General features: G+C 46.5%; 13 protein-coding genes. 3 read left to right on the plus strand and 10 right to left on the minus strand.

Annotation, left to right across the window (positions count from 1 at the left end; genetic code table 11):
- Nucleotides 1-150 precede the first annotated feature (150 nt).
- Together pssA and DHAF_RS15115 are read right to left on the minus strand one after the other, a co-directional pair.
- Complete coding sequence (gene pssA / locus DHAF_RS15110) at nt 151-678, minus strand: CDP-diacylglycerol--serine O-phosphatidyltransferase (RefSeq protein ID WP_011459914.1); 528 nt, start codon at nt 676-678, stop codon at nt 151-153.
- Between the two features lie 150 nt (nt 679-828).
- Entirely contained in the window at nt 829-3618 is a 2790-nt protein-coding gene (locus DHAF_RS15115) for a helicase C-terminal domain-containing protein (RefSeq protein WP_005811978.1), read from the minus strand.
- 137 nt (nt 3619-3755) lie between these two features.
- Between DHAF_RS15115 and DHAF_RS15120 the strand changes: the two genes are divergently transcribed.
- Nucleotides 3756-4490 carry a hypothetical protein gene (locus DHAF_RS15120; RefSeq protein ID WP_011459916.1) on the plus strand — a complete coding sequence of 245 codons (735 nt, stop codon included), beginning with the start codon at nt 3756-3758 and terminating at the stop codon, nt 4488-4490.
- Nucleotides 4491-4552: 62 nt separating this feature from the next.
- Here DHAF_RS15120 and DHAF_RS15125 read toward each other — a convergent pair whose 3' ends face one another.
- Both DHAF_RS15125 and DHAF_RS15130 read right to left on the minus strand, forming a co-directional pair.
- Nucleotides 4553-5251 carry a hypothetical protein gene (locus DHAF_RS15125; protein ID WP_005811973.1) on the minus strand — a complete coding sequence of 233 codons (699 nt, stop codon included), beginning with the start codon at nt 5249-5251 and terminating at the stop codon, nt 4553-4555.
- 150 nt (nt 5252-5401) lie between these two features.
- Entirely contained in the window at nt 5402-5665 is a 264-nt protein-coding gene (locus tag DHAF_RS15130) for a hypothetical protein (RefSeq protein WP_005811971.1), read from the minus strand.
- 228 nt (nt 5666-5893) lie between these two features.
- On the opposite strand from DHAF_RS15130, the gene DHAF_RS15135 reads away from it, so the two are divergent.
- Nucleotides 5894-6208 carry a hypothetical protein gene (locus tag DHAF_RS15135; RefSeq protein WP_005811969.1) on the plus strand — a complete coding sequence of 105 codons (315 nt, stop codon included), beginning with the start codon at nt 5894-5896 and terminating at the stop codon, nt 6206-6208.
- A gap of 122 nt (nt 6209-6330) precedes the next feature.
- On the opposite strand, the gene DHAF_RS15140 is transcribed toward DHAF_RS15135, so the two are convergent.
- The 5 genes from DHAF_RS15140 to DHAF_RS15160 all read right to left on the minus strand — a co-directional run bounded on the left by DHAF_RS15140 (nt 6331) and on the right by DHAF_RS15160 (nt 11041).
- Entirely contained in the window at nt 6331-6597 is a 267-nt protein-coding gene (locus DHAF_RS15140; RefSeq protein WP_005811967.1) for an EscU/YscU/HrcU family type III secretion system export apparatus switch protein, read from the minus strand.
- Entirely contained in the window at nt 6594-8624 is a 2031-nt protein-coding gene (locus DHAF_RS15145) for a hypothetical protein (protein ID WP_015944341.1), read from the minus strand. The genes DHAF_RS15140 and DHAF_RS15145 overlap by 4 nt, the downstream gene beginning before the upstream one ends.
- Before the next feature lie 103 nt (nt 8625-8727).
- On the minus strand, nt 8728-9231 hold the full coding sequence (locus DHAF_RS15150; RefSeq protein ID WP_018305840.1) for a metallophosphoesterase family protein: 504 nt from the start codon (nt 9229-9231) through the stop codon (nt 8728-8730).
- Nucleotides 9200-10465 carry an MFS transporter gene (locus DHAF_RS15155; protein ID WP_015944343.1) on the minus strand — a complete coding sequence of 422 codons (1266 nt, stop codon included), beginning with the start codon at nt 10463-10465 and terminating at the stop codon, nt 9200-9202. The genes DHAF_RS15150 and DHAF_RS15155 overlap by 32 nt, the downstream gene beginning before the upstream one ends.
- Before the next feature lie 204 nt (nt 10466-10669).
- On the minus strand, nt 10670-11041 hold the full coding sequence (locus tag DHAF_RS15160) for a hypothetical protein (RefSeq protein WP_015944344.1): 372 nt from the start codon (nt 11039-11041) through the stop codon (nt 10670-10672).
- 129 nt (nt 11042-11170) lie between these two features.
- Here DHAF_RS15160 and DHAF_RS15165 point away from each other — a divergent pair, with 129 nt between their 5' ends.
- On the plus strand, nt 11171-11614 hold the full coding sequence (locus DHAF_RS15165; protein WP_011459920.1) for a DMT family transporter: 444 nt from the start codon (nt 11171-11173) through the stop codon (nt 11612-11614).
- Nucleotides 11615-11655: 41 nt separating this feature from the next.
- Here DHAF_RS15165 and DHAF_RS15170 read toward each other — a convergent pair whose 3' ends face one another.
- The gene (locus DHAF_RS15170; protein ID WP_015944345.1) at nt 11656-12210 is read right to left on the minus strand and encodes a hypothetical protein; all 555 of its coding nucleotides are present in this window, start codon (nt 12208-12210) and stop codon (nt 11656-11658) included.
- Between the last annotated feature and the right edge of the window lie 55 nt (nt 12211-12265).

The raw sequence follows: 12265 nt of genomic DNA on the forward strand, positions 1-12265 counted from the left end.
CTCTTCCCTCCATACAAGTGTTTCCGTGCCATACTATATGCAAAAATCCTTGAATGGGTGAAAAAGGTGAAAAAAAAGGATACAGAGCAATACTCTGTACCCGCATAAGATCAAACACTTTGTCATTGGCTGTACGGACATTAAAACCTGTTATTTCCCCAACTTAGGAACTTTGAACGTGGAGACCATGAGAACGGCCAACACTGCCAGAGCCACAGGAAAAACCAACCAAGGCAGATTTCTGTAAAAAAGGACCATTAAGGCCATCAGCCCGCCGGCAAAGGTAATCGGCACGCCCAAAAAATGGGTGCTGATATTGAGAACATTAAACCGTGCCAAGCGGACTGCTCCGCATAAAGCAAAAGCGGCAGCAAGAAGCATGCCCCAAACTCCCATATGGGTGGCCAGCACGAGCTGATAGGTTAAAATCGCCGGCGCCACGCCAAAGGAGACCACATCGCATAAAGAATCCAGCTCTTTGCCGAAATCTGAACTCACGGAGAGTTTACGGGCTACCTTGCCATCCATACTATCCATAAGCACAGATAAAAGAATAAACCCGGCAGCCATTTTATATCCGCCATTCATCGTCCAGAGCAAGGACAGAAATCCAAAAAATAAATTCCCTAAGGTAAAGAAACTGGGAATCATATCCATCTTAATGGGTTTGCCACTCACACAACGTCACTCTCCCAACATTTACTAACCTGACTTTGCTTCATCTTATCTCCAGCTGATGGGAGAACATCTTACATCTCATCCATGCACCTTGGTAAGGCCCAGGAAGCTTGACTGCAATTATGCTTAAGTGTATCATCTTTTCACAAATTATAAAAGCAGTTCCTTTTGATATTCCTCGTCAAACCACAGATCAATTTTGTCGAGAATTTGCGACCTGCTGGTTCGAATATGAGTTTTGACCGGCAGGGAACTCAAGAAATGTCTCCCATAGCGCTTATGAATGACCCGGCCATCGCATAGAATCACCAGCCCTCGATCCGACTTAGAGCGGATTAAGCGGCCAAAGCCTTGTTTAAACCGAAGTACAGCCTCGGGAAGAAGAAACTCGTAGAAAGGATTTCTCCCTTGTGCTTCAAGATACTCCGACCGTGCTGCAATAAGCGGGCGATTAGGCGGGCCAAAAGGTAATTTTACGAGAATAACACAGGACAAGGCATCTCCAGGGATATCAATACCTTCCCAGAAACTACTGGCCCCCAACAAAACACTCCTGGAGTTGTTGAGAAATGCTTCGAGAATGGCCTGACGTCCTCCGTCTATACCTTGAGCCAGCAGTTCAATTCCTGAGCCTCCCAGGTAGCGGCTTAAAGGCAAGTGAATCTCCCGTAAAAAGCGATGGGAGGTAAAAAGCACCAGGGTTCTCCCCTGCATACGCTCAGTTACCTCAGATATAAAAAGCGCCACTTCCTCTGTATTGAACAAATCGCAATGCTTAACATCCACTAAGTCCTTTACGACCAGAAGCTGCATCTGACGCTCATAATCGAAAGGAGAATCCACCAATAAAGACGGCGTACTTTCATCTAAACCAATTTCCCGCAAAAAGTGCTGAAAGGAATTGGCAATGCTGATGGTCGCGGAAGTCAAAACAGCGCAGTCCAGGGGTGCAAACAGTTTCTCCTTAAGAAGGTTGCTCACATCCACCGGCGAGGTTTTCAGCAGAATCCGATTGCTTTGTTCCAGCCAACTGACCCGGGTAGGCTGATCCACTTGCTGAGCAAGAACGAAACACTCTCGCATCTCTTCAAGATTCCGTATTCGCCCTGAAATCTCATGGGCAAGAGCTGCCGAATCCTCATCATCCTGAGCATCCAGAAGATTAAGCATGGCTTTCAATAAATCCGTTATGATCTTAAGCCGCCCTAACAAATTTTCGATTTGCACGGCGACAGTTGGCCACCAGCTTTCCTGGTGGCAGTGAACCGTTAAGCGATAGGAAAGTTCATTTCCCACTATTTGGGCAAAGGTGGCAAAAAGTTCTTCAGCCTGTTGATAGAGTTCATCACAGGCTTCCGGTAGTTTCTCAAGATAGCCGCGAAAACGTTCCCAAAGAGCCACGGAAAGAAGGCGTTCCCAGACTTGAGCCCTTGCTTTGACATTCCCGTAGAAACTGCCGGCCATAGAACGGCTGAGCAAATTCAGGACCCGGGAAATCTGTTCCAGGCTGATCTCATTGCCTAATTGCTCCAAAGCCGCTTGATGGAGATGGTGGGCCTCGTCTATGATCAATTCATGGTATTCGGGCAGGATATTCTTCTCTGTTTTGATATCCGAAAAGAGGAGAGAGTGATTAACGATGATCAAGTCGGCCTCTTCGGCGCGTTTACGGGACTGCAGCATATAACAGCGATTGGCGTGAGAGCATTTTCCAGGGATGCAGCTCTCTTCCTCGCAATTCAGGCTCCCCCATAGCTTGTTCAGGCTGGGAATTTGGGAGACCTCCTGCCAATCCCCGGTGGTTGTTTCCCTAAGCCACACCATAACGCTGAGCAGCGCCAGCCGTTCACCTGGAGCTAATTCCGCAGTGACGCCCAGGGTAAAAGACCATCTTTTCAAGCATATATAATTTGATTTTCCTTTCAATAAGGCCCCACGGAAAGAAAAGGGCAGGACCTGAGCAAGCAGAGGAAGATCTTTTTTAAAAATCTGCTCCTGTAAAGGAATGGTATGCGTAGCCACCACGACTTTTTTGCCTGTTTTTTTAGACCACCACAGGCCGGGAATTAAATAGGCATAGGATTTCCCTGTACCCGTTCCAGCCTCGATGACGATATGAGTCGAGCCTGTCAAGGACTCACCCACGGCTTTGGCCATCTGCAGCTGGCCAAGACGGCTTTCATAACTTTTAAGTTTATTTTCCAGAATGCCCCCTGAAGAAAAGCAGGATTCAATCCATCCCACGTCTTCTGAGAAGGTTTCTTCCTCCTCTAACTCTTCAAAAAGGCCTAAATCCTGCTCATAAAGCACTAGGTCGGTTCGAATCAGGCGTTCAGGAAATTTTCGCTTGACGGTTTTCTCTAATTCCCGCAAAAAGCCGGCCACCCGTGCGTTACCGGCAAGGGCAAGGGCTCTTTGGTAGAAACCCAAATCCAAAGTCAACCCTTTTTCCCAGCAGGCTTGCAGCAGCTCCCAAGCGGCCCGGGCGTCAAATAATGCCCGGTGGGCCTTTTCCAGGGGCGTCAAACCGAGACTCTTGGTTAAGTCGCCCAGTTTGTATTTGGGCATATTCGGGTAAAGGATGCGGGCAATCTCCAATGTATCCCAGAGAGTGTTTTCAAAATGAATAGTTAAGGCCTGCTCGAGAAACCCTAAATCAAACTCCACATTATGCCCCACGATAATGGCATCCTGGAAGAGATCCAGAATTTTATCACGATAAGCCTGAAGGGAACCGGCTTGCTTTAGTTCCTCCGGAGAGATACCCGTCAGTCGTAAAATCCGCTCCGGAACTTGCCTCCGGGGTGAGATTAAAACGCTGAAAGCCTCCGCTTCCTCCCCCTCTTCAATGCACAGGGCAGCAAATTCTATGATTTCATCGTTATAGATATCAAATCCGGTGGTTTCAATATCAATAACTACTATTTTTCCTTTAATCATTAGTGAGCCCCTTTCTGAAAGTCATTTTACACATATTTGCCCAGGGAATCAATGCAGGACTTCAAAAAAAGGGTTTAGCTTTTTTAAAGCGAATTAATAGTAATTGACATTAATGCAGTGTTCAGGAGGAAATAAACTTGATTAAGTTGCGCAGGATATCTTCACTGATGTGCCTTATTCTGCTGCTCTTTATTTTGAGCGGCTGCGCCGATAGACCTTTTTTAACTAAAGAGGGCACTTACAGCATCGTCTCCGTTTCTGCAGAGGATACTATACAAAGAACACCCATAGAATTAACCTGGAATTCGAATATCGCTGTCATGCAAAAACTTCTCCTCGAAGCCTCCTTTGTTTTAAGCGATCTCCATTCCATTCCTGAAGCAGAGCCCGGTGAAGCCTTGGCCCAAGGTGACCTTGCATCAGCCCCACCTCAACAGTCGGAAGACGCTCTTGTTCTATCTGAAGAAAGAGCCACTATTACTGCCGATGCCTTAGAACCGGCAAAGGACCCGCCCGCGAGCAAAGAGGATGGCCAAGCTACCCCAAATGTCAGCGATGGCGGAGCTGCAGATGAAACTCCAGGCAGCCTGCCCGGCGAACCTACCGGGACCGTCCTTTTGGAAGCAACCTTTCCTGAGGTAAAGCCCTTTGAGCTTCTCATTGATAATGAGCTCAAGACTCTACATATATCGTCTATTCAGATTGAGGTCATAGGTAATCATCCCAGTCGGGTCCTATTGAACCAAAGCATCGTCCTGCAAGGAATTGCTAATCCGAATCTCCAATCCGCTTTTGAAGAATATTTAAAGATGCAGCAGAAAACCGAACAAATACCTGGCAACGCCCAGGTTAAAACTCATTCGGCCCACTGAAAAACAAGAAGCTCGCTTGACAGCGGCTTCTTGTTGTCTTTATAGATCATTTAAATCACTTATCAAGGGTTGGCTTTAACCGGACTGGGAAAATGGCGGCAGAATCGATTGAAACCAAAGACATACATGGCTAATTTTTCTGGTCGCAAATGCATCCACTCTGACAGGTTCATTTCTTCACCGAAACGATTCCGCAGCACCCCGTCACTTTGTATCCAGCCGCTAGGGCCATCTTCATGTAATCTGACTTCCCAGATCGTTTTATTTTCCTGACATTGCACTGACGAAATATGAAGCCCGCATCGAGCATGGTAAATTTCAATGAGCTTGACAATTAACGTCATCAAAGGGTCAACGTGATGTTCCGTATCAAGGGGAGTGATTTGAATCTCTTCCTTTATTTGTCTTGCTAATTCCTCAAGGCCTTTTTCCTTGCGGTACCGTTGTTCAAGGGGTATATTCAAGTTTTTTGTATATAAAGATCCCGAGCGCAAATCAAAATGGAGGGGGTCGTGTGCCTGGAGATTGACAATCAGCCGACTTCCATCCACTTGAATTTGTCCCGGTACACTTGACAGAAGCTGGTGAGCGATTTGGTAGGCAAGAATATGGGCAGATACTTCCCGCTCATCACGCTGTGTACAGCTTTGGCATTCTTTTACAGGATTGACCACTAAAGCTACCCTCAAATCTAAACACCTCCATAGTTTCTCTCTTGAGTCTATCCCTATTATACACAAATCGTAAAGAAAAATCCTCACAATATTTTAAATTTTTTAATAATTCACTACAAAATTTTTGTGCTTTCTAGCCCTGTGAGGATAAAACTCTATCGTCCCTGATAGGTATAAGAAAAGGAGATCCTGCTCTATCTCCTTTTCTGCCTTCAACCTTTTGCTTACATCATTCTTTTAATATCTCTCATCAATGACATCAAACATCTGCGGGGTAGCCTGCTTAAAGGCTTTGTTTTCGCCAACTCCGGCCGCCCAATTTTCGTATGCGTTGAGATCATCCCATTTGGTCATCACCATAATCTCATTGGAATTGGTTTGTTCGTTGATGCTGGCGTATTTAAATCCGCCCACCTGCTCTAACGTGTCCAGACCGCTGCGAATATCCGATAATAACCGGTCACGATCGGGTGCATCAAAAGTATGAACGATAGTAAGCATGCTGGTACCTCCCCTGAACAACCATTTATTTGTTTTTTATTTTATCCCAACCCTTCATCAATCATGCAATAATTATGAACGCTTCACTTTTTTTCCGTGTCTTACATAGACTATACTGCAAGGCTTTTCGATCATGGTGAAGAAAATTCTTACAGTCATCGTTTTTTGCTTCTTAAAGTGCTATACTTGAATTGTGAATCGCATCAATGTGTGACAAGGAGGATCCTGATGAAGTTAGTTTATTTAAAAACAGACTTCCCGAACGGTCGATCCCATATCCTCATGCGCAATACTGAGTCCCCCATCCCCGAATTGAATCATTTTGTACTGGTACTTACCAATCGGGGAACCCTTTGGGTTGATGTTTTTTGGCCATATGATGATGAATCTGAGCGCTATACCCGCCGTATTTCCGAACAGCAATTTTGGCAGATATTCCGGGAGTGGCGTCTTAACGGAGTCCAACTTGGAGATACGGAGCAAGTGGCTGCCGTCTTGGCCAAGCGACAATTAAACCTTAAAAAACAGCAGGTCGATGCCTAATCAATTGTTGCATTATATCGTTTTTTGTCTTTTTCAAAAGACTATGCTAATTTTCAACTCATGAATATAAGGGCATACAATCAGAATTACGAACTGATTGTATGCCCTTATACGCATCTTCCTCAACTCTTTGTACGATCGTTGGCAAGTTTATCCAGACGGTAAACAAACGCTAAAAGCTCAGCCACAACTTGGTAGAGTTGTGGAGGAATTTCTTCCCCATATTCTACTCTCATGAGGGTTTCCACAAGAACCTCATCCTTTTGGATGGGGATTCCATATTCAATGGCTTGTTCAATAATTTTGCGAGCAACTTCTCCAGTGCCTTTAGCAACCACTTTAGGTGCACCGCTTTGATCATAGGCCAGAGCAGCGGCTTTCTCTCTCATACTTGATAATCCACCCCCTCACGCAGTTCTCCTTTAAGAAAACGATGGAATTCATCGGCTGTCTCAAGCGGTCCCACCGTGATAGGATGCAGGCTCATTCCCATCTGATTAAAAATTTCACGGGTGTGGGCAAAATTTTCTTCGACCAAAGACTGCAAACGCTCCGGATTATCGCTAAACACCTTAAGGGTTAGTTGAGCTTCATAGATCCATCCTTCCAAGCCCAGTTCACCTAAAGTGGGGGTCTCGGCACGAAGGGCCAGGCGGCAATGATCCAAGTCCAGTTTGTTACCTTTCCGAGAGGCCTTAATGGCTAAGGTCTGATTATAGAGTTCTCCTTCAGATTGAAGAGGGATTTCCATAAGATAAAAGGGAGCTTCGGAATTCCCACCCTGCAAGAGGATCTGCTGTCCGGTTAAGCGATCAAGAAGATTAGTGGCAAGAGATTTCTCATCACCATTGCCACCACCTCTTGTAAGTAAGGAGAGAAGAATTCCTTTAAGACTCCTCTTAAGCTCCGCCTGTAAATTGCTCTTTTCAGGATCCTTAGAGCTATCTAAATTCTTAAGCCTGCGCTCATAGTCTAAACCCAGCCCCCGAAAGAGGAGAAAGAGCTGCATAAAACCATCTTTGCTTAAACTGGACCATTGTGGGACAGTGTTGTTTACAAAGGAAGCAATGAGTTCTTTGCTTGTAAGGCCTATTCTCTCAGCATCAGAATCATTTTGAACACTACCTGGGGCATTCAGGTTTTTACCTTCGCTTAACTGTACGACCTTTGCCTCATTGAGTACGGGGGAACTCTTTCCATCACTAAGCACTGGTGCGCCCTTCCCATCGTTGGCTACCGGCGCGCCCTTCCCATCGCTGAGTATAGGTGTGCCTTTTCCATCACTGGGTACCGGTGTACCCTTCCCATCACTGGGTACCGGCGCACCCTTCCCATCGCCGGGTGCCGGTGTACTCTTTCCATCACCGGGTGCCGATGCGCCCTTCCCATCACTGGGTACCGGTGTACCCTTCCCATCACTGGGTACCGGCGTACCCTTCCCATCACTGGGTACCGGCGTACCCTTCCCATCACTGGGTACCGGTGTACCCTTCCCATCACTGGGTACCGGCGTACCCTTCCCATCACTGGGTACCGGCGTACCCTTCCCATCACTGGGTACCGGCGTACCCTTCCCATCACTGGGTACCGGTGTACCCTTCCCATCACTGGGTACCGGTGTACCCTTCCCATCACTGGGTACCGGTGTACCCTTCCCATCACTGGGTACCGGCGTACCCTTCCCATCACTGGGTACCGGCGTACCCTTCCCATCACTGGGTACCGGCGTACCCTTCCCATCACTGGGTACCGGCGTACCCTTGCCATCACTGGGTACCGGTGTACCCTTCCCATCACTGGGTACCGGCGTACCCTTGCCATCACTGGGTACCGGCGTACCCTTGCCATCACTGGGTACCGGCGTACCCTTCCCATCACTGGGTACCGGCGTACCCTTCCCATCACTGGGTACCGGCGTACCCTTGCCATCACTGGGTACCGGCGCACCCTTGCCATCATTGGGCACCGGCGTGCCCTTCCCATCGCTGGGTACCGGCGTGCCCTTCCCATCGCTGGGTACCGGTACACCCTTCCCATCGCTAGGTACCGACGTGCCCTTCCCATCACTGAGGATTTGCCGTAACAAATTCGATAGTGAATTCTCTTTGTTTTGTCCAAACTCAATATACAAACGCTCTATTCCTTGAGGATCTAATAAAGCGGCTTTATCTCCAATAGTGCTTTTATCCCGTGCAAGTACAATACCACTTGCATCGATCCTTTGTACTGTTGCCAAAAACTTCTCTCCAGGCTGAGCAGAGGTCTCCAGCAAAGCCGGGATAACCTGTCCTCCGATGCGAATCTGGGCTTTTCCGCTGGGATCTCTATGGATTACTTCGATAAGAAATCTCTGACCAGGTTGAATACCTTGATTTTTCAGTGGTAGATTGATTGACCCTAGACCTTGCAGTTCCACGAATTATCCCACTCCCCAATGAATTACTCTTTCCCGACGTTGAATTTCATTACCCCCTAGGTATTATATCGGAAACTTGCAGGCATTGGCTTAGCCCATCATTTCATCTGACTGAAGAATAAATATGCCGGGCTTTGATAATTTTTCCCTCAATCCAAATCATCCCCATAGAATACTGAGCCTGCCTTCGTTTATCTGTGGGCGAGCCAGGATTAAACAAGAGGATCTCTCCTTGCTTTCCCTGGTAAGGAATATGACTGTGTCCAAAAATTATCAGATCCACTTTATCCTGATCAAAGGTCCGCAAAGCCCTCTCGGGAGTCGAACGCCCCGGCCCATAAGCGCCATGGGTCACTCCGATCCTAATCTCTCCACAGGTGATGATCTTGTGGTGGGGTAAGTGTGCTAACTCCCATCCATCACAATTACCCTGAACTGCTTCCAAAGGAGCAATCTGCCCCAAATCGCTCAGAAGGCTTGGATAGCCCACATCTCCGGCGTGAATAATGAGGTCGGCGACCTCACATTGTTCCCATACCCACTTCGGCAAGGTCTGGCCACCCCTTAAATGGGTATCAGACAAAACTGCTATTCTCATGACCTTCATCCTTTCGATAACGCCTTAGCCAAAAAACTATCCCACCCATAAACAGTAAGGTAATGGTTCCACTGATGATAAAGGTCATCCTCGCTCCCCATAAATCGGATAATGTCCCAGCGTAAAGGCTTCCTATGGGAATCATACCTCCAAAAACCAGATTATAAACACTCATGACTCTTCCCCGATATTGACTGTCCACTGTAATCTGGATCAATGAATTGGCTGAAGCTGAAAAAACAATCATGGACCAACCAAGAAAAGCTAAGAAAAAGGCACTAAAAAAATAGGTGTTCTGCAATCCTACAACCACATTAAACATTCCCAATCCAAAGGCTCCCACCAAAAGCAAACGAGGTTGCGGGCCTTCTGCACTTCTGATCGCCACGGTTAAAGCGCCGATCAGAGCGCCCAATCCCAAAGCGCTCATCAGAAGCCCATAGCCCAGGGCCTCTGCCTGCAAATCAATTTTGGCCAGAACAGGGACCAGTACATTAAAATTCATGGCGATAGTGCTCAGAAAACCCATCATCATCATGACGATCAGAATGGAGGGAGTTTTTCTTATATAGCTCAAACCATTGAGGATATCTTTCCTCAAGGTTTCTTTTTTAGGAGTGATCTTTTCCTGATGAGGAATAGCCGGAACAAAAATTAAAATTGCCAAAACACCAATAAAGCTCAAGCCATTAATCAAAAAACACCACATGGGTCCCCAGATTCCCATAATCACTCCGGCTATGGCAGGGCCAACTAAACGGGCACCATTAAAGATCGCCGAATTGAGGGCGATGGCATTGGCTAAATGCTCTCTTCCTACCAATTCAATAATAAAGGATTGGCGGGTGGGGACATCTACAGTGTTGGTCACACCCAGAATGAAGGCCATCACAAGAAGCATCCAATAGCGAAGGGAACCCGAACCTACTAAAAAAGCTAAGGCAAAGGCTAGGATCATCATCACAGTCTGGGTGGCAATCAATACTTTGCGTTTCGGCAAGTGATCGATCCAAGCTCCGGCTTGCAGAGAGAACAGCATGGTCGGTACAAACTGCATAGCGGCCACCAACCCGAGCAAAAACGGCGAATTTGTCAGCTGCAGGACCAACCAGGCCTGGCCGATATTTTGGGTCCATGTCCCAATAAGCGAAATAATCTGTCCACCCCAAAACCACCGAAACGGGGAATGACTGAGTGCTGGAAAAGCCCGGTATAAAGAATTATTCTTATGTAAGCTTGCCATGTCGAACCTCGGTTATCCTTAATTATATTTCAATCAAATAAAAAGCATCGCCACAGATGCCCAAGGAGCCTTTTCAGAAAAGATATCTTTAACAAAAATTATAACATAATTTAAGGTGATACAGAAAACAATAACATTTAACTGTACTTATACTTGCTGACAGTGAGAAAAAGGCGCAGCTTTTAGCCCGCCTTGGAGGGAAATCTAGTGATAATATCTGCCTATGGACTGTTGTTTTTTAATCGCTTTACGCACTTCATTGGCGACCTTCCAGGTTTCTTGATATTGGGGAGTGATTAAGCTTAATTTTCCTGTATGTTTATCGATCAGGATATCGACTCCGGGCTTTCTTCCCTCTGTCGCTTCACCGGGATGCAAAATATCAATCCCTATTTTGTTTTCATCATATTCCGGAGGGATTAAATAGTTAAGCACCTCTTCAGTGGCATCGATCAGCTCTATTACTTGTTCTTGAGGATATCCCTCTCTAAGTAAAATATCCCTTACTTGAGAAAGAGGGTGATCGAGAGTAAGCAGCATCTGGGCCCGTTGTACCAAATTATAGTCGATTTCCACGACGCCACCTCTTTTCATTTTTCTTTACAATTTCATTTTCCCCTTCAGATCAGTTTGAAATACGAACTACTTCTTGTCGAACTTGGTGAAGATGACCATTTCCATCAAAATTTAATTTTGGAGGTTTGCATGAACAAATTTTTATCGCTACCGGCCGTTATCGCCGCTATTTCCGGCATTACAATGGCCATTCAAGGCACTTTGAATTCTCAACTTTATCAAAAAACTTCGATTTTAGCCGCCACTTTGGTTGTACATATCATTGGAACCGTGATTGCACTGATTGCCGTAATGGTCGCCAGAGTCCCCCTCTTAGAGTATAATTGGTTATCTATTCCTTGGTATCTTTATCTTGGCGGAGTTCTTAGTGTAGTGATTGTCGGCTTGGTCGCCCTAAGCATTCCCAAGATTGGCGTATGCAATGCGACCACAGCGATCATCATCGGCCAGGTAGGAGCCGCACTCATCATCGATCATCTGGGGCTTTTCGGCGCCGAACGTCTCGCCTGGAATCCTTGGCAACTCCTTGGGTTATTGTTCTTTGCCGCCGGCGCAAAGCTCCTCTTTAGTTAAGCCACCCTTTAAATAATCCACCCTATGGCGTCGCCAGGCTCTCATCCTGCTTTCGCCCGTGTCTCAATAGCTGCCATATTGGTAACGATCTGGTAGATTTCATTGGTTACGGTAAACTTCCGGATCTGACCGTTGGCAGCTAAAATGAGCGTATTTTTTCCTTCTCCTGTTTGATCACGTTCAATTAAGCGCAAAAGAAAAGCATACCCCTCGCTGTTCACAGAAAACTGTTTAAAATCTCCATCTGCCACAAAAAGCACCCAATAGCCGGTGGCGACCTCATTGCCGAGATAAAGGGATGTGGGCGAAGAACCATACGTATTCCCCGCCGAATAGAGATAGTTGGAGGTTGTATTCGTGTAAGGATCTATGGAATAGGGATCATCCGCAACATATCCGTCATAACCGGGATCATAGGTTCCGACGGTTGTATCCGCCAATTTGCTCACGGGATCGGTAAGGCGTGAATAAACATCACTGAAAAAATTGGGAAAAAGAATAAACGCTCCTACGCCAATAATGAGTACCCAAAAGGCCAAAGCCTGTATATCCTGCCATAGTTCATTCCGCGGAGGCCGCCCCCAAGAATTCGGCATATGTACCCCTCCTTTTCTTATCCATGACCTTATCACTACTAATTATACGAACGAA

This window comes from Desulfitobacterium hafniense DCB-2 (assembly GCF_000021925.1).
GTDB classification, from domain to species: domain Bacteria; phylum Bacillota; class Desulfitobacteriia; order Desulfitobacteriales; family Desulfitobacteriaceae; genus Desulfitobacterium; species Desulfitobacterium hafniense.